19 protein-coding genes and 1 tRNA gene are annotated in these 23,175 nt (G+C 61.2%); 12 read left to right on the forward strand and 8 right to left on the reverse strand.

Annotation, left to right across the window (positions count from 1 at the left end; genetic code table 11):
- The first annotated feature begins 7 nt into the window (after positions 1 to 7).
- From RGM2987_RS16800 to RGM2987_RS16810, 3 genes are all read left to right on the forward strand, one after another.
- Positions 8 to 84 (forward strand) — tRNA-Ile (locus tag RGM2987_RS16800).
- A gap of 192 nt (positions 85 to 276) precedes the next feature.
- Positions 277 to 2,595, forward strand: coding sequence for a hypothetical protein (locus RGM2987_RS16805; protein WP_280639959.1), 2,319 nt, complete (start codon positions 277 to 279; stop codon positions 2,593 to 2,595).
- 35 nt (positions 2,596 to 2,630) lie between these two features.
- Positions 2,631 to 3,092, forward strand: coding sequence for an Lrp/AsnC family transcriptional regulator (locus tag RGM2987_RS16810; protein ID WP_245143291.1), 462 nt, complete (start codon positions 2,631 to 2,633; stop codon positions 3,090 to 3,092).
- A 50-nt stretch (positions 3,093 to 3,142) separates the two neighbouring features.
- Here RGM2987_RS16810 and RGM2987_RS16815 read toward each other — a convergent pair whose 3' ends face one another.
- Positions 3,143 to 3,448, reverse strand: coding sequence for an XRE family transcriptional regulator (locus RGM2987_RS16815; protein WP_245143293.1), 306 nt, complete (start codon positions 3,446 to 3,448; stop codon positions 3,143 to 3,145).
- Entirely contained in the window at positions 3,441 to 3,806 is a 366-nt protein-coding gene (locus tag RGM2987_RS16820; RefSeq protein WP_245143295.1) for a type II toxin-antitoxin system RelE/ParE family toxin, read from the reverse strand. Before RGM2987_RS16820 ends, RGM2987_RS16815 begins: the two co-directional genes overlap by 8 nt.
- Before the next feature lie 347 nt (positions 3,807 to 4,153).
- On the opposite strand from RGM2987_RS16820, the gene RGM2987_RS16825 reads away from it, so the two are divergent.
- The 9 genes from RGM2987_RS16825 to RGM2987_RS16865 all read left to right on the forward strand — a co-directional run bounded on the left by RGM2987_RS16825 (position 4,154) and on the right by RGM2987_RS16865 (position 14,496).
- Positions 4,154 to 5,836 (forward strand): NAD(P)/FAD-dependent oxidoreductase, encoded by a 1,683-nt coding sequence (locus RGM2987_RS16825; protein WP_245143297.1) that lies wholly within the window; start codon positions 4,154 to 4,156, stop codon positions 5,834 to 5,836.
- 12 nt (positions 5,837 to 5,848) lie between these two features.
- A complete protein-coding gene (locus RGM2987_RS16830; protein WP_245143299.1) occupies positions 5,849 to 6,643 on the forward strand; it encodes a carbon-nitrogen hydrolase family protein in 795 nt (264 codons plus the stop codon).
- A 43-nt stretch (positions 6,644 to 6,686) separates the two neighbouring features.
- The gene (gene pqqF / locus RGM2987_RS16835; RefSeq protein WP_245143302.1) at positions 6,687 to 9,116 is read left to right on the forward strand and encodes a pyrroloquinoline quinone biosynthesis protein PqqF; all 2,430 of its coding nucleotides are present in this window, start codon (positions 6,687 to 6,689) and stop codon (positions 9,114 to 9,116) included.
- A 156-nt stretch (positions 9,117 to 9,272) separates the two neighbouring features.
- On the forward strand, positions 9,273 to 9,347 hold the full coding sequence (gene pqqA, locus RGM2987_RS16840; protein ID WP_003177660.1) for a pyrroloquinoline quinone precursor peptide PqqA: 75 nt from the start codon (positions 9,273 to 9,275) through the stop codon (positions 9,345 to 9,347).
- An 81-nt stretch (positions 9,348 to 9,428) separates the two neighbouring features.
- A complete protein-coding gene (gene pqqB / locus RGM2987_RS16845) occupies positions 9,429 to 10,340 on the forward strand; it encodes a pyrroloquinoline quinone biosynthesis protein PqqB (RefSeq protein ID WP_245143304.1) in 912 nt (303 codons plus the stop codon).
- A 213-nt stretch (positions 10,341 to 10,553) separates the two neighbouring features.
- Positions 10,554 to 11,306, forward strand: a complete 753-nt coding sequence (pqqC, locus tag RGM2987_RS16850) for a pyrroloquinoline-quinone synthase PqqC (RefSeq protein WP_245143306.1) — start codon at positions 10,554 to 10,556, stop codon at positions 11,304 to 11,306.
- On the forward strand, positions 11,303 to 11,578 hold the full coding sequence (gene pqqD, locus RGM2987_RS16855; RefSeq protein ID WP_245143308.1) for a pyrroloquinoline quinone biosynthesis peptide chaperone PqqD: 276 nt from the start codon (positions 11,303 to 11,305) through the stop codon (positions 11,576 to 11,578). The genes pqqC and pqqD overlap by 4 nt, the downstream gene beginning before the upstream one ends.
- Entirely contained in the window at positions 11,550 to 12,701 is a 1,152-nt protein-coding gene (pqqE, locus tag RGM2987_RS16860) for a pyrroloquinoline quinone biosynthesis protein PqqE (protein WP_245143310.1), read from the forward strand. Before pqqD ends, pqqE begins: the two co-directional genes overlap by 29 nt.
- Positions 12,667 to 14,496, forward strand: a complete 1,830-nt coding sequence (locus tag RGM2987_RS16865) for a S9 family peptidase (RefSeq protein ID WP_245143313.1) — start codon at positions 12,667 to 12,669, stop codon at positions 14,494 to 14,496. Before pqqE ends, RGM2987_RS16865 begins: the two co-directional genes overlap by 35 nt.
- 136 nt (positions 14,497 to 14,632) lie before the next feature.
- On the opposite strand, the gene RGM2987_RS16870 is transcribed toward RGM2987_RS16865, so the two are convergent.
- From RGM2987_RS16870 to RGM2987_RS16895, 6 genes are all read right to left on the reverse strand, one after another.
- Complete coding sequence (locus RGM2987_RS16870; protein WP_003177654.1) at positions 14,633 to 14,791, reverse strand: YqaE/Pmp3 family membrane protein; 159 nt, start codon at positions 14,789 to 14,791, stop codon at positions 14,633 to 14,635.
- Positions 14,792 to 15,125: 334 nt separating this feature from the next.
- Complete coding sequence (locus RGM2987_RS16875; protein WP_245143316.1) at positions 15,126 to 16,904, reverse strand: acyl-CoA dehydrogenase C-terminal domain-containing protein; 1,779 nt, start codon at positions 16,902 to 16,904, stop codon at positions 15,126 to 15,128.
- 276 nt (positions 16,905 to 17,180) lie between these two features.
- The gene (locus RGM2987_RS16880) at positions 17,181 to 18,977 is read right to left on the reverse strand and encodes an acyl-CoA dehydrogenase C-terminal domain-containing protein (RefSeq protein ID WP_245143318.1); all 1,797 of its coding nucleotides are present in this window, start codon (positions 18,975 to 18,977) and stop codon (positions 17,181 to 17,183) included.
- 91 nt (positions 18,978 to 19,068) lie between these two features.
- A complete protein-coding gene (locus RGM2987_RS16885) occupies positions 19,069 to 20,358 on the reverse strand; it encodes a GGDEF domain-containing protein (protein ID WP_245143320.1) in 1,290 nt (429 codons plus the stop codon).
- A gap of 332 nt (positions 20,359 to 20,690) precedes the next feature.
- Positions 20,691 to 22,496 carry a phenylacyl-CoA dehydrogenase gene (locus tag RGM2987_RS16890; protein ID WP_245143322.1) on the reverse strand — a complete coding sequence of 602 codons (1,806 nt, stop codon included), beginning with the start codon at positions 22,494 to 22,496 and terminating at the stop codon, positions 20,691 to 20,693.
- A gap of 276 nt (positions 22,497 to 22,772) precedes the next feature.
- Positions 22,773 to 23,069, reverse strand: a complete 297-nt coding sequence (locus RGM2987_RS16895) for a pyrroloquinoline quinone biosynthesis protein PqqE (RefSeq protein WP_245143325.1) — start codon at positions 23,067 to 23,069, stop codon at positions 22,773 to 22,775.
- Positions 23,070 to 23,175: the final 106 nt, after the last annotated feature.

A 23,175-nucleotide genomic window follows, 5' to 3' on the forward strand; every position in this document is an offset into this window, starting at 1 on the left:
CTACTGAGGGCCTATAGCTCAGTTGGTTAGAGCAGAGGACTCATAATCCTTTGGTCCACGGTTCGAGTCCGTGTGGGCCCACCATTTCGAAAGCCGCGCATTGCGCGGCTTTTGTGTTTCTGGCAGCTTTGCAAGGAGCATCCCTTAGCCCCCCTTACCGAGACTCCCATCATCGCCACCCCCAGCCTGCCCCGCCTGTTTCTCGACTTGTTCTGGCAACTCGGCATCCTGCTCGTGCCAGCTTTTCTCGTCACGGTAATGCCGCCCGCGCTGGCAATGCTGACAGTCCTGCTCTTAGGGATGCTGATGGGGCTGGCGGCCCGCTTCGGCTTCTTATCCACGGGCCGGGGGTTGGCCCGGCTGATGGTCGGCGCGGTGTTTGGCCTGGGGTTCAGCGTGGGCCGGGCGCTGCCGGATTGGTGGGGTATCGTCGCGGCCATCATCGCCATCTTCGGCGGGCTCGCGTGCGTCAGTACCTGGGAGCGACGCCTGGGTCTGACGCCCGTTTCCGTCAAGGGCGCCAGCGCCTGGGGCGGAAGCGAACCGCAGGTCACCCCGGAAGGCGAGCCGATCCGGGTGTTCAATCACAGTGAGATCGCCATGGGCGGCCCAACTTATTGCGACTACCTGTTTCCTGACGGCGTGCTCCTGCAAGGGCTCGGCTCTTCGGCTTTGTTTTCCGAGGATGGTCATTACTTTGCCGCGACGGTACCGTCCCGGCAGAACTGGGGTCTGGTGGTTCTCGACCGTGAGCAGCGACGGCTGTATCGCTGCGCCGATAGCGAACTGTGGGAGTTGGATGCATTTGATCTCAAGGGTTTGAGCGGTCGCCACAGTCCGCTGGTGGATGACAGTGTCCGTCAGACCGGGCTCGAGGAACTGCTGCAAACCGCCAGTGCCGTTGACCTGGTACCTGTTGCCGACCTGTGGCTGGAACCTGACAGGCAACCTGACCGTGCCCAGCAAACGTTTGAACGGCGCTCCGCTGACGGGCGACAGCGCCTGGTGGGCGACATTTCACTGCCCTCGACCTTCAGAGACCTGGCCCAGCCATTGGCTCCGCTGCTGTCTCCGCGCTATGCCATCAGCGTCAACGGGCAGCCGTCCGGCCTGTTGATGGCCGCAGATGCGCCGCTGGTGTGGAGCGCCGATCACCGCGCCCTGGTGTGCTTGGCCCAGGAGCAGGACGGTCACGAAGGCGGCGACCTGTACTGGCTGTGGCAGCTCGACGAAGGCTGGCGCCCGCTCCCCTCGCCCTGGGTGAAGCGTGACGCCGAACCGTCGTTCTATTGGCATGAACTGTTGCGCTTCGACGCCGGCCATGTGCATTTCGGCGCGTACCTCGACTTCCCGCGCCCGAGCAGTGGCCGCTACGGTTATCGGCTGGACAGTATCCACAGCGATACCGAAACCCAGGTCGGGCATGACGCCCAGGGGCGCGTGCAGGTTGCCGAACTCCAGTTGACCCGGATGGCTATCGTGATGCCGCTGGACAGCCGCGGCCTGCCGGGCGATTCGTATATCGAGACGCAACCGTTGCTCGGTGGCGTGCCAGCTCACTTGTTTTCGCTGGGCGACAACGCTGAGGGTCTTGGCGCTTATCACTGCCAGATCGGGGACTGGCAATTGCCGGGACGCTGGTTGCTGGATCATCGGGTTTCCGATTGCGGGCGTTATCTGGCGCTGCTGCCCCACCCCGATTCAATGATCGTCGCCTCCCACGCCGTCATCGCCGATGTAAAGCAACGGAGCTTGTTGGAAGGGCCATCGATGTGGGCGGCGCGGATTCTCGATTTTCGTGATGGCCGGCTGAGTCTTGCAGTGGTTACGGGCCGTCTCGATCAGGAGCAGGAAAGCACCGCGCTGCAACGCTTCAATGTCGCAGCACCCACCGCTGGCGATTCTGCATTCTTTCATCCCAGCGAACAGTACCGGCTGTTCTACAACACCGTGCAATTGCAGGTCACCGACTCACAACTGCACACCGTTGCCCCTTGGCGCTTGGTGGATCGTCCGCAAGCGGCCATCGCCGAAGGTGATTTCATCCAGCCTGCGCCAGACGATCAGGACGCCGCCTGGTTGTTCGGCAGCGAGACGGAATATGCCGACAGCTGGGTACGGGCGGACAGCCCACGGCTCGGCGGCTATCTACTGACCGCGTCTGGCTGTGCCTTGAACAACTTGGCGCCGTCGATGATCTGGTCGGCGGACGGTCGTTACCTGGCACTGACCCGCATGGTGACCGATGCGACGCAACTGTGTGGAAGCTATCGAGGCTGGCAACTGTTGCTGCTCGATATTCTCGAGCATACGTTGCGGGTCCATACGCAATGGCTGGGCAACCGTCCGCAATATGAGAGCTTCGACGCCGAACAACTGCGAGTACGTTGTTTTGAACGCGATTGGGAAGCTGAGGACGACGATGACCAAGGTTCAGTCCAGTCGTTTTCCCTGGACCTGCTTTTGCAATTACCCGGCGAACAGCTTATTCGCCAGGACGGTTATTGGCTCGTGCCCGCACAGCTGCATCTGGCACCGGTTTGGCAGGCGCTGACGGTACCTTCCATCAGCTACTTCGAACACTGGAGCCTGTAATATGCCAGCCCCTGAAGCTTGCACCGGAGCCCTCCGTGCCTGACATCCGTCCTCCCGTCCTCGACGAAATCGATCGCCAGTTGATCGCAGCCCTGCAAATCAATGCACGGGAAAGCGTGGCCATGCTTGCCCGGCAATTGGGCATCGCCCGTACCACCGTGACCTCGCGTCTGGCGCGGTTGGAAAAAACCAAGGTCATTACCGGCTACGGCGTGCGCCTGGGACAACGGGTCATCGACGGCGGCCTGCAAGCCTACGTCGGCATCACCGTCCAACCGCGCTCCGGCAAAGACGTAGTGCGCCGCTTGAGTGCCATGGCCCAGGTCCAGCAACTGTGTGCGGTCAGCGGTGAGTTCGATTACGTCGCCTGGCTACGCACCGACTCGCCGGAGCAACTGGACCAGTTGCTCGATCAGATCGGCAGCGTCGACGGCGTGGAAAAGACCACCACTTCGATCATCCTCAGCAGCAAGATTGATCGGGGGCAGCCGGTTTAACGACGGTTATCTCCCAAGCGCTGGCTTGCTCATACCCAGATTTACTGCATTTAATGGGAGAAGTTCTCGATCCTGACCTGACCATCAGGGAAAGTCGCGATAATTTCCAACTCTCCGCCCATAGCGCGAATGTAGTTGCGCAATGTGCTGATATACATGTCGGTACGACGCTCCATTTTCGAGACGGCGGCCTGGTTAATCTGCAGCGTCTTGGCCAAAGCGTCCTGGCTCAACTCCTGCGCCTGACGCAACTCGTGCAACGGCATTTCCGCCCGCAGTTTCTGATACAGAGCCTGCGCGCGAATCTGGGATTCAGGCGAACGATGCGCCACCAGATCGGCAAATTTCTTAGCCATTGTGAAAGCCCTCTTTCTTCAATATTTCCAGATGCTCGTCATAAAGCCGCTCGGCAACAGGCACATTGTCTTGATACCAACGTGCCTGGCCGGTTTTATCACCACCAAGCAGTAGAATGGCGCAGCGGCGGGGATCAAACGCATAGAGCACTCGATAAGGCCGGCCCGCGTGCTGCACCCTTAGCTCACGAAGATTGCCGTGATGCGCACCCTTGATATTGCTCGTGTGAGGAAAGCCCAGATGCGGACCGGCATCGCCAAGCAACATCACCGAAACCTGCACTGAGTCCTGTTCGGAATCGCTGAGTCGGTTCCACCAAGCCTCAAATTCATCCGTGTACTCAACGTCCCATTTCATCCAATATGACACCCAAGTTATATAACCTCAAGGGAATAACCTTAGGTGCTTCGTCCGCTGCTCACCCCCTTGGTCACGCGGGCAATTGTTAAAGAGGGTTTCCGCGAATATCGATGTAACAGGATGCCGTTCCAGAATCAGCTCGGCTGCCAATGACTGTCGCACCGCTATCGCTAGCAGGATCAGTTTTCGTCATTCAGACCAACAAACACTACAAAACGACTTATAAATCGCCAAAACGACGACATATTGTGTCTTATTAACGTATTCCACACTCCCTAGAATGGCCGACATCTTTCCTATACTCAGACGCGAACGCCGCGTCGAGTCGCTCATCAAGGCCAGCCATGAACAAGCACAATCGCCACCCCGCAGACGGCAAGAAGCCCATCACCATTTTCGGTCCGGACTTTCCTTTCGCCTTTGACGACTGGATCGAACACCCTGCCGGGCTCGGCAGCATCCCGGCGCATAACCATGGCGCGGAGGTGGCGATTGTCGGCGCTGGGATCGCCGGCCTCGTGGCGGCGTATGAATTGATGAAGCTGGGCCTGAAGCCGGTGGTCTACGAAGCGTCGAAAATGGGCGGGCGCCTGCGCTCGCAGGCATTCAATGGCGCCGAAGGGGTGATCGCCGAGCTGGGGGGCATGCGTTTTCCGGTGTCCTCCACAGCGTTCTACCACTACGTCGACAAGTTGGGCCTGGAGACGAAACCGTTTCCCAACCCGCTGACCTCGGCCTCGGGCAGTACGGTCATCGACCTGGAAGGGCAGACCTATTACGCAGAGAAAATGACCGACCTGCCGGCATTGTTCCAGGAAGTGGCCGAAGCCTGGGCGGATGCGCTAGAGGATCGCTCGAGCTTCGGCGAGATCCAGCAGGCGATCCGCGACCGCGACGTACCGCGTCTCAAGGCGCTGTGGAATACCCTGGTGCCCCTGTGGGACGACCGCACGTTCTACGACTTCGTCGCCACCTCCAAGGCGTTCGCCAAGTTGTCGTTCCAGCACCGCGAAATATTCGGCCAGGTCGGCTTTGGCACCGGCGGCTGGGATTCGGACTTTCCCAATTCGATGCTGGAAATCTTCCGCGTGGTGATGACCAACTGCGATGACCACCAGCACCTGGTGGTCGGCGGCGTCGAGCGGGTGCCCCACGGCATCTGGCGCCATGTGCCGGAACGCTGCGCGCACTGGCCGGAAGGCACCAGCCTGAATTCCTTGCACCAGGGCGCCCCGCGCAGCGGTGTGAAGCGCATCGCGCGTGCCGCCGACGGCCGGTTCAGTGTGACGGACGTGTGGGACAACACCCGCGAGTATGCAGCGGTACTGGTCACTTGCCAGAGCTGGCTGCTGACCACCCAGATCGAATGCGAAGAGGCCCTGTTCTCGCAGAAAATGTGGATGGCCCTGGACCGCACCCGCTACATGCAAGCGTCGAAGACCTTTGTGATGGTCGACCGGCCATTCTGGAAAGACAAGGATCCGGAAACCGGGCGCGACCTGATGAGCATGACCCTCACCGACCGCCTGACCCGTGGCACGTACCTGTTCGACAACGGCGACGACAAGCCGGGAGTGATTTGCCTGTCCTATTCGTGGATGAGCGACGCACTGAAAATGCTGCCGCACCCGGTAGAAAAACGCGTGAAGCTGGCCCTCGATGCCCTGAAGAAAATCTATCCGAAGGTGGACATTGCCGCGCGGATCATCGGCGATCCGATCACCGTATCCTGGGAAGCCGATCCGCATTTCCTCGGTGCCTTCAAAGGTGCCCTGCCCGGCCACTACCGCTACAACCAGCGCATGTACGCCCATTTCATGCAGGACGACATGCCCGCCGAACAACGCGGGATCTTTATCGCCGGCGATGACGTCTCATGGACACCCGCCTGGGTCGAGGGCGCGGTACAGACCTCACTCAACGCCGTGTGGGGAATCATGAAGCACTTCGGCGGTGAAACTCACGCCGAGAACCCGGGTCCAGGTGATGTATTCCATGAGATCGGTCCGATCGCCTTGCCCGAATAAAAGGAGTTGTCGATGCGCGTAGCCCTTTACCAATGCCCACCGCTGCCACTGGATCCGGCCGCCAACCTGCAACGCTTGCACCGGATAGCGTTGGAGGCCAGGGGCGCCGATGTCTTGGTGTTGCCGGAGATGTTCCTCACCGGCTACAACATCGGCGTCGATGCGGTGAATGTATTGGCAGAGGTCTACAACGGCGAATGGGCGCAGCAGATCGGCCGCATCGCCAAGGCGACCGGCCTGGCAATCGTCTATGGCTACCCTGAGCGCAGCGAAGACGGGCAGATCTACAACTCGCTGCAACTGATCGACGCCCAGGGCGAACGCCTCGCCAACTACCGCAAGAGCCATCTGTTCGGCGACCTCGATCATGCGATGTTCAGCGCTGGCGACTCGGCGCTGCCCATTGTCGAGCTCAACGGCTGGAAGCTCGGCTTCCTGATCTGCTACGACCTGGAATTCCCGGAAAACGCCAGGCGCCTGGCACTGGCCGGTGCCGAGCTGATCCTGGTACCGACCGCCAATATGCAGCCCTACGAGTTCATAGCCGATGTGACCGTGCGCGCCCGGGCCATCGAGAACCAGTGCTTCGTCGCTTACGCCAACTACTGCGGCCATGAGGGTGAGCTGTTGTATTGCGGCCAGAGCAGCATCGCCGCGCCGGATGGCAGCCGTCCCGCGCTCGCTGGGCTGGATGAGGCGTTGATCGTGGGTGAACTGGATCGACAACTGCTGGAAGACTCCCGCACCGCCTACAACTACCTGCACGACCGCCGCCCGGCCCTTTACGGCGACCTGCACAAGCATTGAGTTAATCCGCTAGCATGGGCGCATCTCTGTTCTGGAAGCGCTCATGCCGGCCCCCGATTTTCTCCATTCTCATACTGAAACCCTGGCCAGTGGCTTGCGGGTGACAGTGCGTCATGCCCCTGGCCTGAAACGTAGTGCTGCGGTGCTGCGGGTGGCGGCCGGCAGTCATGACGCGCCCCTGGCCTGGCCCGGATTGGCGCATTTTCTCGAGCATCTGTTCTTTCTCGGCACCGAGCGTTTTCCTACTGGGGAGAACCTGATGGTTCACGTGCAGCGACACGGCGGCCAAGTCAACGCCCGTACCAGTGAGCGCACCACGGATTTCTTTTTCGAATTGCCGCCTGCGGCCTTCGCCGGCGGGCTGGAGCGGCTGTGGGACATGCTCGCCCATCCGCGCCTGGACGAATCCGAGCAGTTGCGCGAGCGAGAAGTGCTGCACGCCGAATTCACCGCCTGGTCCCAGGACGCAGCAGCCCAGCGGCAACTTGCCCTGTGCGACGGGCTTTCGGCGGCCCACCCGCTGCGCGGCTTTCACGCAGGCAATCGCCAGAGCCTCGCCGTCGAACAGCCTGAATTCCAAGCGGCCCTGCGCGATTTTTATCGGCGGTTTTACCAGAGCGGCCAGATGACCCTGAGCCTGGCCGGCCCGCAAAGTGTCGAGGCCTTGAAAGCCCTGGCCGGACAGTTCAGCGACCACCTGCCAATGGGCCAAGCGCTGGTCCAACAGTCGCCACCCGAGCTGATGGCGTCGACCCAATCCCGTTACCAACAAGTGCGCGATGGCGGTCTCGACCTGCTGTTTACCTTCGAGCAGCTTCCCGCTGCTTCAGCGCAAGCGTTGGACTTTCTCTGTGCATGGCTGAACTCCAGCAAGCCGGGCGGCTTGCTCGCCACGCTGCGTGAGCGCGGCTTGGCGAGCAGCCTCACGGCCACGCCACTGTACGAGTTCGACGGGCAGGCGCTGCTGCATCTCGGCCTCAAGCTCGACAATTCTCAGGGGGCGAAGGAAATCCAGCGACTGCTCCAGGATTGGTTGGGCTTTTTCGCCGCCCAGGATGACTGGATGCCTTTGCGCAAGGAATTCACCGCCTTGCTGCAGCGTCGACTGGAAGCCGGATCGGCGTTGCAACTGGCTCGCTGGGACAGTGAAGGACGTGACAGCCCGCTGTCGGAAAACGATCTTGTGCGGCTCAGGGACATTCTCAAGCAGTTGCACCCCGCAGATTCTTTCGACGAACAATGGCAACTGCCCCCACCCAACCCGTTCCTGCAAACACCGGACGAACCGTCCCGCGCCGGTCTGATACGCGGCCAGACCAGCGCCCACCGCGGTTTGCGCACCTTCGCCCAGGATCGCTCCCGAGGCCGCCGGGAACGCTCGGCGATGCAATTCAGCCAGGCCTTGGCGGATAACACTCGGGAAGGCGCGGTGTACCTTCGCTGGCAGTTGGCAGCCCAGGCTCCGCTGGATTTCCAGGCCAGGCTCGAGCAACACCTTCAGGATCTGTTTGAAGATGCTCGCCAGGCCGGTGTGAACGTCACCTTCGAGCCGTCTGGCATTCAATACCTGCTCAAACTGGTTGGATTGCAGGCGCCCCTGCCGAGGGTGCTGGAGCACATCCTGACGAGGCTGGGTCAACCGCTGCCGGTGGCCCGTCCCGATGACGAGGCACAGCCGATGCCGATTCGACGACTGTTGAAGGCATTGCCGAATCTCTGTCAGCGCAACGCGCAACCTCTGGCATCCGCTCCATCCGACGACATCTGGGCAACGGCACCGTGGGATGGCCTCGCCATGGGCCTGTCGGCGGCGACCCAGGCAGCGATGGGCCCGGGGCTGGCCCGCGTGCCCGGTATTCCCGACCAGGACGCCGAACCGCCGACAGCACGTGCCGATCGTGTCTGGCATACGCTTGAAACCCAAGGCGATGAACACGCGGTGTTGCTGTTCTGCCCTACGCCAACTCAGGAGTTGTCCGACGAAGCGGCGTGGCGGTTGCTCGCGCAGCTGTGTCAGACGCCGTTTTACCAGCGCCTGCGGGTCGAGTTGCAGCTGGGCTATGGAGTGTTCAGCGGATTGAAACAGATCAACGGCCAAACCGGCCTCCTGTTTGGCGTCCAATCCCCCAACGCTTCGACGGTGCAGTTGATCGGCCATATCGAACAGTTCCTGGCCGAACTGCCGGAGCGCCTCCAGCACATCGACGATGCGAGCCTGATCCACGCCCAACAGGCCCTCGCCGGCCAATTCGCAAGCGACACCCTGCCTCTGGTCCAGGCGGCCGACCTGCTCTGGCACGGGAAACTGGCCGGGCGCGCGGATGGTTACCTTCAGCAATTGCCCATCGCTATCGAGCGACTGGATCGCGGGCAACTATTGAACGCGGCGCGAGGTCTGATTCGTGCTGAAGGTGGCTGGTATTGCCTCGCCAGCGAGGCGTGTCCCGGTGGTCCGTGGCGAGCGGCACAATGATCGTTGCAGGCTCTGCAACGAGCTTTCTCAGAGATCACGGCCAACGAATTTGTTTAATTTAGTAACATAGCCGCCTGCGCATCTGAACATCTCCGAACGGAGGTGGACTATATGTATAGGTCTCACACGTCCAACCCCAACCAAAGGAGTATTTCCATGTCCTGGTCCAAACCCGCATATATCGACCTGCGTATCGGCTTCGAAGTCACCATGTACTTCGCCAGCCGTTGATGGTTGCAGGCAGTTAAGCATGCAGCACAACGCCTCGGTCAGCCGGGGCGTTTTTTATTTCGGTTTGCAGATGGAGCGGCCATGTTCGTCCAGATTCTAGGTTCCGCCGCCGGCGGAGGCTTTCCCCAGTGGAATTGCAACTGCGCCAATTGCGCAGGCTTTCGCAACGGCAGCCTGCGGGCCCAGGCGCGTACTCAGTCGTCCATCGCGATTTCCGATGACGGGGTGAATTGGGTACTGTGCAACGCCTCCCCGGACATTCGCGCCCAGCTCCAGGGTTTCGCCCCGATGCAGCCCGGCCGAGCCCTGCGGGACACCGGGATTGGCGCCATCATCCTGATGGACAGCCAGATCGACCACACCACCGGCCTGCTCAGCCTGCGCGAAGGTTGCCCGCATCAGGTCTGGTGTACCGACATGGTCCACGAGGACCTGAGCAGCGGTTTCCCGTTGTTCAACATGCTGACCCACTGGAACGGCGGCTTGAGCTGGAACCGCATCGAACTCGACCAGAGCTTCACCATCCCGGCCTGTCCCAACCTGCGCTTCAGCCCGTTGCCGCTGCGCAGCGCCGCGCCACCCTATTCACCGCACCGCTTCGACCCACACCCCGGCGACAACATCGGGCTGATCGTCGAAGACCTGCGCACCGGCGGCAAGCTGTTCTACGCCCCGGGCCTGGGCAAGGTCGACGGGCCGTTGCTGGAGATCATGGCCGGCAGCGATTGCCTGTTGGTGGACGGCACGATGTGGGACGACGATGAAATGCAGCGCCGTGGCGTCGGCACCCGTACCGGTCGGGAAATGGGCCACCTGGCGCAGAACGGCCCCGGCGGGATGCTTGAGGTACTGGAGCAGTTGCCCGAGCCGCGCAAGGTCCTTATCCATATCAACAACACCAACCCGATCCTGGACGAAGACTCGCCCGAGCGGGCTGAACTGGTACGTCGAAGGATTGAAGTGGCCTACGACGGAATGAGTATTGAGTTGTAGGGAGGACTGGACGATGGTGGAAGTGAGTTTGCGCTGTGTCAGTCAACGCCGACGCAAGCTGGAGGGACGCCTTCGCGAGCAAGCCCGCTCCCACAGTAGTTCGAGTAGTGCTGGATATTTCATACGCTGCAAAACCAATGTGGGAGCGGGCTTGCTCGCGAAGAGGCCAGACCAGGCACCACAACCGCCGCTGGGTATTCCCGGAGAACCGCAATGACTAACACCCCCCTGCCCCCCGCCGAGTTCGAAGCGGCCCTGCGCGCCAAAGGTGCGTATTACCACATCCATCACCCGTACCACGTGGCGATGTATGAGGGGCGCGCCACTCGCGAGCAGATCCAGGGCTGGGTCGCAAACCGCTTTTACTATCAGGTGAACATCCCGCTCAAGGACGCCGCGATCCTGGCCAACTGCCCGGACCGGGAGATCCGCCGCGAGTGGATCCAGCGCCTGCTCGACCATGACGGCGCGCCCGGCGAAGACGGCGGCATCGAAGCCTGGTTGCGCCTCGGCCAGGCAGTGGGCCTGGATCCCGATCAACTGCGTTCCCAGGAACTGGTATTGCCGGGCGTGCGCTTCGCGGTGGATGCCTACGTCAACTTTGCCCGCCGGGCCAGTTGGCAGGAAGCCGCCAGCAGCTCACTGACCGAACTGTTCGCCCCGCAGATCCACCAGTCGCGCCTGGACAGCTGGCCCCAGCACTACCCGTGGATCGATCCGGCCGGCTATGAGTATTTCCGTACCCGCCTGGGCCAGGCCCGGCGTGATGTGGAACATGGGCTGGCGATTACCTTGCAGCACTACACCACTCGCGCAGGTCAGGAGCGCATGTTGGAGATTCTCCAGTTCAAACTGGACATCCTCTGGAGCATGCTCGACGCCATGAGCATGGCCTACGAATTGAACCGCCCGCCCTATCACAGCGTGACCGGGCAACGGGTGTGGCACAAAGGAATCCCTTTATGAGTTTCGACCGCAGCAAAACCCCTCACTGGCGCCCCGGCTATCGCTTCCAGTACGAGCCGGCACAGAAAGGCCATGTGCTGCTCTATCCTGAAGGCATGATCAAGCTCAACGACAGCGCTGCCCTGATCGGCGGTTTGATCGATGGCGAACGGGATGTCGCGGCCATCATCGGCGAACTGGCCAAACAGTTCCCCGACGTGCCGGAACTCGGTGACGACATCGAGCAATTCATGGAGGTCGCCCGTGCAGAGCATTGGATCACCCTCGCCTGACAAGCCGGCGATCGGCCTGCCGCTGTGGTTGCTGGCGGAGCTGACCTATCGCTGCCCGTTGCAATGCCCGTACTGCTCCAACCCGCTGGACTTTGCCGAGCAGGGCAAGGAGCTGAGCACCGAGCAGTGGTTCAAGGTCTTTCGCGAAGCCCGGGAAATGGGCGCCGCGCAGTTGGGCTTTTCAGGTGGCGAGCCGCTGGTACGCCAGGACCTCGCCGAACTGATCGGCGAGGCCCGCAGGCTGGGCTTCTACACCAACCTGATCACCTCCGGCATCGGCTTGACCGAACAGAAGATCAGCGACTTCAAGAAGGCCGGTCTGGACCATATCCAGATCAGTTTCCAGGCCAGCGACGAGCAGGTGAACAACCTGCTGGCCGGCTCGAAAAAAGCCTTCGCGCAAAAACTCGAAATGGCCCGGGCGGTGAAGGCCCACGGCTATCCGATGGTGCTGAACTTCGTCACTCATCGGCACAACATCGACAAGATCGACCGCATCATCGAGCTGTGCATCGCCCTTGAAGCCGACTTCGTCGAACTCGCCACCTGCCAGTTCTACGGCTGGGCCCAGCTCAACCGCGTCGGTCTGTTGCCCACCCAAGAGCAACTGGTGCGCGCCGAGCGGATCACCAACGAATATCGCGCCAGGCTGGAAGCCCAGGGGCATCCGTGCAAGTTGATCTTCGTCACGCCTGACTATTACGAAGAACGTCCTAAGGCGTGCATGAACGGCTGGGGCAGTATCTTCCTGACGGTCACGCCGGACGGCACCGCGCTGCCCTGTCATGGCGCCCGCCAGATGCCGGTGCAGTTTCCCAACGTGCGCGACCACAGCATGCAGCACATCTGGTACGACTCGTTCGGCTTCAATCGCTTTCGCGGCTATGACTGGATGCCCGAACCGTGCCGGTCCTGCGATGAAAAGGAAAAGGATTTCGGCGGCTGTCGCTGCCAGGCGTTCATGCTCACGGGCGACGCCAGCAACGCCGATCCGGTGTGCAGTAAATCCGAACATCACGGGGTGATTCTAAAGGCTCGCGCAGACGCCGAGCACGCCACGCAAACCATTGAGCAACTGGCCTTTCGCAATGAACGAAACTCGCACCTTATCGCCAAAGGCTGACCCGTTCAGCGCCGCCCAGGCCGTTGCCGCCGGCACCGACTTCGCCGAACTGCAGCTCGGGCCCCTGGGCCTGTTCTGGAACGAATACCGGCCCGAGGACGGCGCTTGCCGGATCTGGCACTGGCAAAACCACCAGGCCCGTTGCCTGACGCCGGACGGTTTCAGCGCACGTAGCCGGGTCTATGAATACGGCGGCGGATCGTTCTGCCTGAGCGACAACGGCGTGCTGTTCGTCAATGAGGCCGACCAGCAGCTGTATCACCAATCGTTGGCCGACCCGCTCCCTGTGGCGCTGACCTCTGGCGATTGTCGCTACGGTGACCTCAGTTTCGCCTTCGGACAGGTGCTGGCGGTGGAGGAACAGGCCAACCAGCATCGCTTAGTGTCAATCGCACTGGTGGATCAGCAAAGGCATTTGTTGGCTGAAGGCGCGGACTTCTACGCCTCGCCCACCCTGAGCCCGGACGGCCGTCGGCTGGCATGGGTTGAGTGGAGCCGTCCGCATCAACCGTGGACGGCAACGCGCTTGATGCTGGCCGAACGCGATGCCTCGGGCTGGAGTGAGCCGCGCTGTGTGGCGGGCAAAGGCGATGGCGAATCCATCCAGCAGCCGCGTTTCGATGCGGCCGATCGTCTTTATTGCCTGACGGACCGCGCGGGCTTCTGGCAGCCCTGGGTGGAGTCGGCCAACGGCCTGGAGCCGCTGCTCGCCGCCGAGGCCGACCATGGGTCCGCGCCGTGGCAACTAGGAGGATGCTCCTGGCTGCCGTTGGGCGAGCAATCGTACTTGGCGAGCTGGACCGAAGCGGGTTTCGGACGGTTGGGCCTGTGTCGCAGCGACGCTGCTGGCGAGGACTTCACTGGCGCCTATAGCCGGTTTCGCAGCCTGGCGCTGGATGAGCGGTTCATTTATGCGATAGCCGCCTCGCCGACCACCCCGTCGGCCGTCATCGCCATCGAGCGCCAAGGCCATGCAGTCACGGTATTGGCCGGTGGCCTCGCGCCGCTGCCCGTCGAGCAGATCAGCCGTCCGCGAACCCTGCGCTACCCCTCGGCCTCAGAAGAGGCCCATGGGTTCTTTTATCCGGCCATGACCGCCGATGCGAAACCACCCCTGGTGGTGTTCATCCACGGCGGCCCGACCTCGGCCTGTTATCCGGTGTTTGATCCACGTATCCAGTACTGGACCCACCGCGGCTTTGCCGTCGCCGATCTCAACTACCGAGGCAGTAGCGGCTATGGCCGGGCGTATCGGCAGGCGCTGCATTTGAACTGGGGTGTGGTGGATGTCGAGGATGCCTGCGCGGTGGTCTCCTATCTGGACGAACAGGGTTTGATCGATGGCCGCCGTGCGTTCATCCGCGGCGGCAGTGCCGGTGGATACACGACACTGTGTGCCCTGGCGTTCCACGATGTGTTCCGCGCCGGTGCCAGCCTCTACGGCGTCAGTGATCCTGTGGCCCTGGCCCGCGCAACGCACAAGTTCGAGGGCGATTACCTGGACTGGCTGATCGGCGACCCCCGCCAGGATGCCGAACGCTATCGCGCCCGCACCCCGCTGCTGCACGCCGATCAAATCCGCGTGCCGGTGATTTTCTTCCAGGGCGAGTTGGATGCCGTGGTCGTACCGCAGCAGACCCGCGACATGGTGAAGGCGTTGGAGAACAAGGGCGTTGCGGTGCAGGCCTATTACTACCCGGACGAACGCCATGGCTTTCGCAAGGCGGCGAACCAGGCTCATGCGCTGGAGCATGAGTGGTTGTTCTATCGCCGGGTGATGGAATACGGCTTATAGAACGACCAAAGACTGTGGGAGCGGGCTTGCTCGCGAATGCGTCGGCACATTCAACATTGACGTGACAGACACACCGCTTCGCGAGCAAGCCCGCTCCCACAATAGGGATCAGAGCCTTCAGATCCGTGCCGGACCCTCAGCGCTTGGCGATGATGTACACCGCATGCACGATGCCCGGGATGTAACCCAGCAGCGTCAGCAGAATGTTCAGCCAGAAGGCCCCGCCGAAACCGACCTGCAGGAATACACCCAGCGGCGGCAGCAGAATGGCGATGATGATACGAATGAAATCCATGGTGGGCTCCTGATGGGCGATGGCTGCATTGCCATATAGCTCATTGACCCATGACCGCTCGTCAGGGTTCAACCGCCATCAGTGGGAAGGCTCACGCCTGTGCATCGACAAAAAACGCAGGCAAAAGAAAACCCCGCCGAAGCGGGGCTTTGCAGACTGTTTCCCTGACATCCATTTCACTCCGCCTTCCTGGCAGAATCCTACGTGTCCGTGTTGTTGCTTATGCGCATCCTGCGCGACGTCCATGTGAAGTAGATTAGCCGTGGATCCAATCGACCGGTAGAGGGAAAACGCCAGCACGTCATGTAAGCAAATGCTTACATGACGCCATGTTTCAAAACTGCGCGGCTTCCAGCAGGAACAGCGACTCGCTCCCCGCCTTCACCGAAGCGCTCAAGGAATGAATGCGTGGCAGCAGGCGGGCGAAGTAGAAACGCGCGGTCCCCAGCTTGCTCGCGTAAAAATCGTCCTGGTTTTCCTTACCCAAGGCAGCCTTGGCCATCAACGCCCACATGTAGGCGTAGGCGGTGTAGCCGAAGACCTGGAGATATTCCACCGAGGCCGCACCGATTTCATTCGGATTGGTTTTCGCCCGGTCCAGCAGCCACGCGGTCAGCTCATCCAGCGTACCGACAGCTTGATTCAGCGGCTGGGTAAACTCCGCCAGGTCATTGCTCGCGGTGCGAGTGAAATGGCGAATTTCATCGGCGAACAATTTGTAGAACGCCCCGCCACTGCCGACGATCTTGCGCCCCACCAAGTCCAGCGCCTGGATACCGTTGGTGCCTTCGTAGATCTGGGTGATGCGCACGTCACGCACCAGCTGTTCCTGGCCCCACTCACGGATGTAGCCATGGCCCCCGAAAATCTGCTGGCCATGGACGGTGGTTTCCAGGCCCAGGTCGGTCAGGAACGCCTTGGCGACCGGGGTCAACAGCGCCACCAGATCTTCGGCGCGCTTGCGGGTGGCCGCGTCCTCACTGAACTTGGCGGTGTCCAGTTGCATCGCCACGTAGGTGGAAAACGCTCGTCCGCCCTCGTTCGAGGCTTTCATGGTCAGCAGCATCCGGCGCACGTCGGGGTGGACGATGATCGGGTCGGCGACCTTGTCCTTGTTCTGCGCGCCAGTAGGCGAACGGCTCTGCAGGCGGTCACGGGCGTATTCGACGGCGTTCTGGTAGGAGCGCTCGCCGGTGGCCAGGCCTTGGATACCGACGCCCAGGCGCTCGTAATTCATCATGGTGAACATCGCCGCCAGGCCTTTGTTCGGCTCACCCACCAGGTAGCCCACGGCTTCGTCAAAGTTCATTACGCAGGTGGCGGACGCCTGGATGCCCATCTTGTGTTCGATCGAGCCGCAGTTGGCCGCGTTACGTGCGCCCAGGCTGCCGTCGGCATTGACCATGAACTTGGGCACCAGGAACAGCGAAATGCCTTTCGGCCCAGCCGGCGCGTCCGGCAGCTTCGCCAGCACCAGGTGAATGATGTTCTCGGTGAGGTCGTGTTCGCCACCGGTGATGAAGATCTTGGTGCCGCTGACCTTGTAGGAACCATCCGCCTGGGGCTCGGCCTTGGTGCGAATGATCCCCAGGTCGGTACCGGCGTGAGGCTCGGTCAGGCACATGGAGCCCGCCCAGACACCGGCGTACATGTTCGGCAGGTACGCGGCCTTCAGCGCTTCGCTGGCGTGGGCATTGATCGACAGACAAGCCCCGGCGGTCAGCATCGGATACAGACCGAAGGACAGGCTGGCGGAGTTGACCATTTCCTCGACCTGGGCCGAAACGGCCTTGGGCATGCCCATGCCGCCATAGGCCGGGTCACCGCCGACACCGACCCAACCGCCTTCAGCGTAAGTCTTGTAGGCCTGTGGGAAACCTGCCGGCGTGGTGACAGCACCGTCGGCCCAGTGACAACCTTCTTCGTCAGCGGCACGGCTGAGGGGCGCGATGCTTTTGCTGGTGACCTTGCCGGCTTCTTCAAGGATCGCCTCGACGGTTTCAGCGTCTACGGTTTCAGCCAGCGCCGGCAGTTCGGCCCAGAGCTTTGCGACCTCAAACACTTCATTGAGGACGAAGCGCATATCGCGCAGGGGCGCTTTGTAGTCAGCCATGGCAAACCTCGCAGGATCTAAACAATTGGTTCGTAGGAAAGGGTTTCGGCAATGGCTGGAGTGTACCTCAACAACTTTTGCGACACATAGGGTCATCCTGTGACCTTTTTGTTAATTTTAGTCACAAAGGAATCCAACGCGATTATTGTGGCGAGGGAGCTTGCTCCCGCTCGATTGCGCAGCAATCGCAAAACATGGGGCCGCTTCGCCCGAGGCGTCGGACCGTCCCAGCGGGAGCAAGCTCCCTCGCCACAGGTTTTGTGTTTCAACCGCTCGTTAAAGGGCGAACAGCTCCGCCGGCAGCTTCATCAGGCAATCACTCCCGGCTTCGACAGCAGCCCGATGGGCGGCCGTGCGCGGCAGCAGACGCTTGAAGTAAAACTCACAGGTCGCCAGCTTGCCACGGCAAAAGTCCGCGTCACCGTCGCCACCGTCGAGTTGCGCCTGGGCCACCAACGCCATGCGCAGCCACAGGTACGCGAGGATGATGTAGCCGCTGTACATCAGGTAATCCACCGAGGCAGCGCCCACTTCGTCCGGATTCTTCATGGCGGCCATGCCCACCCGGGTGGTCAGTTCGCCCCATTGCTGGTTGAGCCCGTCGAGTTGCGCGACATAATCCTTGAACTGCGGATGCGCCGCGTTGGCGGCGCAGAACTTGTGAACGATCTTGGTGAAGCCGCGCAGCAACTTGCCCTGGCTGCCCAGCACCTTGCGCCCCAGCAGGTCCAGGGCCTGGATGCCGTTGGTGCCTTCATAGATCGGCGCGATGCGGCAGTCTCGCACCAGTTGCTCCATGCCCCATTCACGAATGAAACCGTGCCCGCCAAACACCTGCATGCCGTGGTTGGTCACCTCAAGCCCGGTATCGGTCATGAAGGCCTTGCAAATCGGCGTCAGGAAGGCCAACAGGTCTTCGGCCTCCTGGCGGGCATTCTCGTCCTTGCTCAGGTGCGCGGTGTCCAGCAGTTGCGCAGTGAAGTAGGTCAGCGCCCGGTTGCCTTCATTGAAGGCTTTCATGGTCAGCAACATCCTGCGCACGTCCGGATGGACGATGATCGGGTCGGCGGCTTTTTCCGGCGCCTTGGGCCCGGTCAGCGAGCGCATCTGCAAGCGGTCGTTGGCATATCGGATGGCACCCTGGAAGCTCGCCTCGCCAAGACACAGCCCCTGCATGCCGGTGCCGAGCCGGGCGTGGTTCATCATGGTGAACATGCAGTTGAGGCCTTTGTTCGGCTCGCCGATCAGGAAGCCCTTGGCGCCGTCGAAGTTCAGCACGCAGGTGGCCGAGGCCTTGATGCCCATCTTGTGTTCGATCGAGCCGCAGCTCACCCCATTGCGCGCCCCTGCTTCACCCGTGCTGTCGGGCAGGAACTTGGGCACGATAAACAGCGAGATGCCCTTGGTCCCGGCGGGCGCGTCCGGCAGTTTGGCAAGCACCAGATGGATGATGTTATCGCTCATGTCGTGCTCACCGGCGGAGATGAAGATCTTGCTGCCGGTGATCGCATAACTGCCGTCGGCCTGAGGCACGGCGCGGGTCTTGATGATGCCCAGGTCGGTGCCGCAATGGGCTTCGGTCAGGCACATGGTGCCCGTCCACTGGCCGGCGGTGAGCTTGCTCAGATAGGTCTGTTTCTGTTCTTCGGTGCCATGGGCATGGATGGCCGACATCGCACCGTGAGTCAGGCCCGGGTACATGCCCCAGGAGGTGTTGCTGGAACCGACCATTTCGCTGATGACCAGTCCCAAGGAACTGGGCAGGCCCTGGCCGCCATACACCGGATCCGCCGCCAGCCCATGCCAGCCGCCTTCCACGTATTGTGCGAAAGCCTGCTTGAAACCTGTAGGCGTAGTGACCACGCCGTTGTCGAAATGGCAGCCTTGCTCGTCACCGGAACGATTGAGCGGCGCCAGCACGTTCTCGCAGAATCGTGCACCTTCCTCGAGAATCGCGCTGACCATGTCCGGGCTGGCATCGCTGGCGCCCAGCTCGGCATAACGGCCATGGAAATCGAAAACGTGATCGATCAGAAAGCGCATGTCGCGCAGCGGGGCTTTGTACTCGGGCATGGTGGTTTTCTCCGGTAGCAGATCATTGCAACCTACTGCCGGCCATCGACGCTCACAATCACTGTCCAGACGCTGAATGCGCCGTCATCACTCAACCCGCGGCGGCCTCCATGCGGACCGCGCCGCGCCGGTTCTGCCCAAAGGCGATCACACAATTGCGCCCCGCGCCCTTGGCGTTATAGAGGGCCTGGTCGGCCGACTTGAGCACTTCTTCGGGGGTGCGTTGCTCGAGGCGTTCGGCCACGCCGATGCTGACCGTCACCGAAACGCTGGACGCGCCAGCCCCGGCGCGGCGCTGGCGACCCTGTTGATCGTCCTGGGGGCGACTGTCGGGATTACGCAACTGGATGTTGTACGTCTCGATGGACTGTCGGATGACTTCCAGATGAGGCATGCACTCATCAATGGTCTTGCCTGCGAACACCAAGGCAAATTCTTCACCGCCATAGCGATACGCCCTACCGCCACCGCCGATTTTCGACAACTTGCTCGCCACCAGGCGCAGCACCTGATCGCCCACGTCGTGGCCGTGGGTGTCGTTGAATTTCTTGAAATGGTCCACGTCGCTCATCGCCAACACGTAATTGCGCCCCAGGCGTTGCATGCGTTCATTCAGCGCCCGACGTCCCGGCAGACCGGTGAGTTCATCACGGAATGCCATCTGATAGGCCTCATGGGCAACCGCCGCGGCGATCATCAACATCACCTGGCTGCACATGATGTTCAGGGTGAACGGCAGGATGAAGGTTTTCGGCAGCATCCAGAACAATCCAAGCAGCCCCACCAGCTGCGCCGCGTGCAAGGGCCGAGGGTTGCGCCAGTATTGCCAGGCCAGCAACAGGAAGGCGGCGGCGAACACCGGGTAGGACAACTGGATCAGACTCATCCAGGCGCCATGCAACGCCGGCCAACGGATCTCCGAAAGCCACAACAGCAACGCCTGGGGGAAGCTCTGCTCCAGGGCCAGCGCGACACTGCCGAACACCAACAGCACCGCGAACCGCGCCACCATGTCCTGGAACAGATGAGTACGCTCTTGCCACGCGGCAAACAACCCGAACAACAGCGGCAGCAGCAGGCAGACGAGGTGGAACACCACGGCCGCGTCTTCGCGCACCTTGCCGTTATCGCGAAAAAAGTCAGTCTGGGTGTCCAGCAGGAAGTAGGCGATGTACACCGTGACCATCAGAAACAGCTCACGCTGGCGCCGGTAGACAGCGCAATACGCCCCGCCCAGCAGCAACACCAGGGTCGGCAGGACGTTGAACAGTGACGTGAAGAAAACGTTGAGATCCTTGACGTAGGCAGCCCCGAGCCCCGCCAGCAATAGCAGCAGCGACGGTAGGAAATGGCTGAAACGTATAGCGGAAGAACGCGGCAAGGGTAAAGCTCCGACCCGGCTGATCAAAGATGGCATTGTGCCTGCTAATGGGGCAGTAAGGCACGGAAGATGTGACAGATGTCACACTGCCATCGCTGTAACGGCAGGCGCGAAGGTTTTCTTAGGGGCTGGCGGGATGAATATTGTTTCAGATCACACCGATACCCTGTGGGAGCGGGCTTGCTCGCGAAGGCGGTGTCTCTGTTACCTACGTACTGCCTGAAACGACGCTTTCGCGAGCAAGCCCGCTCCCACAGTTTATTTAAAGCGGGCATGAAAAAGCCGCTGCGTTCCGAAGAACGCAGCGGCTTTGGGGAAGTACCGCGTAAGGCTTAGTAGCCCAGCGCGAAGTCTTCTTCTTTCATGTCCATCAGGTTATTGGCACCCGACAGCATGGCCGCCACGTGAGTGCGGGTACGCGGCAGGATACGCTGGAAGTAGAAACGCGCGGTCTGCAGCTTGGCGGTATAGAACGCCTCTTCGGTGGTGCCGGCAGCGAGTTTTTCCGCAGCCAGTCGCGCCATGTCGGCCCAGAAGTAGGCCAGGCAGGCATAACCGGAGTACATCAGGTAGTCCACGGATGCCGCGCCGACTTCTTCGCGGTCCTTCATCGCCGCCATGCCGACCTTCATCGTCAGCTCGCCCCATTCCTTGTTCAGGGCAGCCAGAGGTCCTACGAACTCTTTGACTGCTTCGTTGCCTTCGTTGCCCTGGCAGAACTTGTGAACGATTTTGGTGAAGCCCTTGAGCGCTTCGCCTTGGGTCATCAGCACTTTGCGGCCCAGCAGGTCGAGCGCCTGGATGCCGGTGGTGCCTTCGTACAGCATCGAGATGCGGCTGTCGCGAACGTTCTGCTCCATGCCCCACTCGGCGATGAAGCCGTGGCCGCCATAGATCTGCACGCCGTGGTTGGCGGATTCGAAACCGACTTCGGTCATGAATGCCTTGGCGATCGGCGTCATGAACGCCAGCAGCGCATCGGCCTTTTTCTTCTCTTCTTCATCCACGCCGTACTTGACGATGTCGACCTGCTTGGCGGTGAAGTACACCATCGCCCGGTTACCTTCGGCGAAGGCCTTCATGGTCAGCAGCATGCGACGCACGTCGGGGTGGACAATGATCGGGTCAGCCGCCTTGTCCGGCGCTTTCGGGCCAGTCAGGGAGCGCATTTGCAGGCGGTCGCGGGCATATTTCAGGCCGCCCTGGAAGCCGATCTCGGCGTGGGCCAGGCCTTGCAGCGCGGTACCCAGGCGGGCAGTGTTCATGAAGGTGAACATGCAGTTCAGGCCTTTGTTCGCCGGGCCGATCAGGAAGCCGGTGGCCGCGTCGAAGTTCATCACGCAGGTGGCGTTGCCGTGGATGCCCATCTTGTGTTCCAGGGAACCACAGCTCACGGCGTTGCGCTGGCCGACGGTGCCGTCAGCATTGGGCAGGAACTTGGGCACGATGAACAGCGAGATACCCTTGGTGCCGGCCGGTGCGTCCGGCAGGCGTGCCAGGACGATATGGACGATGTTGTCGGCCATGTCGTGTTCGCCAGCGGAAATGAAGATCTTGGTGCCGGTGACCTTGTAGGAGCCGTCTGCCTGCGGTTCGGCCTTGGTGCGCAACATGCCCAGGTCGGTACCGCAATGAGGTTCGGTCAGGCACATGGTGCCGGTCCATTCACCGGAAACCAGCTTGGTCAGGTAAGCCTCTTGCTGCTCGGGCGTACCGTGCTCGGAAATCGTGTTCATCGCGCCATGGGACAGGCCTGGGTACATGCCCCACGACCAGTTGGATTCGCCGACCATCTCACTGACTGCCAAGCCCAGGGACTCGGGCAGACCTTGACCACCGTGCGCCACGTCGTGGGCCAGGCTTGGCCAGCCGCCTTCGACGAATTGCTTGTAGGCTTCCTTGAAGCCGGTCGGGGTTTTCACGCCGGACTCGCTCCAGGTGCAACCTTCGATGTCACCCACGCGGTTCAGCGGAGCCAGCACCTGCTCACAAAACTTGGCGCCTTCTTCGAGAATGGCGTCAACCATGTCCGGAGTTGCGTCCTGGCAAGCCGGAAGGCTCTGATAATGCGCTTCGTAGCCGAGCAGCTCGTCACGAACGAAGCGAATATCACGCAAGGGGGCCTTGTAGTCAGGCATAGCGATAAACCTCTGCTGATGTAACCGGGAATGAACGACCGCGTGGATTTGTTGTGGCGGTCAAACAGTTGTTTGAAACATACGTTTACGCCCAAATCTTGTCAAGCGTCGATCTTTTGCCATTCGTCATCGAATCGGGAAAAAATCGGGCAGGAGAATTCTTCACAGACAAAGGTCCGCGATACGTGTAGATAAAAGATTAGTTGAGCAAGAAGAGGTTAGAGACAAAAACGCCGCGAATGATCGCGGCGTCTTTGCACATCTGAAGTACAGCGATCAGGCGAAGGTATCGATCAATGTACCGAGCATTTCGTCGGATGCCTTGGCAACCTTCACGCCCAAGTCAACCTGGAACTTGCCTTGGGCCATTTCGACCATGTTACTGGCCACGTCTGACTGCTGGCTGCGATCCACCGAGCGCAGGCGATCGACCTGGACTTCGGAGGACTGGCTGGTGACCGAACGCTCGATGGTAGTGCTGGCGATCTGGCTGGCTGCCTGATCGACACGGTTCTGCCCCGTCTGGACAGTGCTCAGACCGGCATAGAACGCGGTATTTCCTGAGATTTGCATGGCAGAGCTCGTCTTCTTGAAGGGTCGACAGGGGCTATTGAAGCAGAAGCCTTTCGGAAAGGCCCGACAAAAACACTAATGGCACACTGCCTCACCATAGCGAAAA

Origin of the sequence: Pseudomonas sp. RGM2987, assembly GCF_022952855.1 — a bacterium.
In the GTDB taxonomy this organism is placed as follows: domain Bacteria; phylum Pseudomonadota; class Gammaproteobacteria; order Pseudomonadales; family Pseudomonadaceae; genus Aquipseudomonas.